Below are 249 nucleotides of genomic sequence, written 5' to 3'. Positions count from 1 at the left end.
TTCCGCAGTAGCTCAGTGGTAGAGCTATCGGCTGTTAACCGATCGGTCGTAGGTTCGAGTCCTACCTGCGGAGCCATTATGCTTCCATAGCTCAGCTGGTAGAGCACTTCCATGGTAAGGAAGAGGTCACCGGTTCAAGCCCGGTTGGAAGCTTGGGAAGAGTTTTAAAATTTTTGGCCCGTTGGTCAAGTGGTTAAGACACCGCCCTTTCACGGCGGTAACACGGGTTCGAATCCCGTACGGGTCACC

At 53.4% G+C, this 249-nt stretch carries 3 tRNA genes; all 3 read left to right on the top strand.

Annotated features, from left to right (window positions below):
- The first annotated feature begins 1 nt into the window (after nucleotide 1).
- A tRNA-Asn gene (locus FS742_RS27290) sits at nucleotides 2-76 on the top strand.
- Nucleotides 77-80: 4 nt separating this feature from the next.
- Nucleotides 81-153 (top strand) — tRNA-Thr (locus FS742_RS27285).
- A 22-nt stretch (nucleotides 154-175) separates the two neighbouring features.
- Nucleotides 176-247: transfer RNA gene (locus FS742_RS27280), tRNA-Glu, on the top strand.
- Nucleotides 248-249 lie beyond the last annotated feature (2 nt).

It is taken from the genome of Bacillus cereus, from assembly GCF_007678085.1.
Classification (GTDB): domain Bacteria; phylum Bacillota; class Bacilli; order Bacillales; family Bacillaceae_G; genus Bacillus_A; species Bacillus_A cereus_BE.
This window is presented reverse-complemented; position numbering and strand designations above follow the sequence as displayed.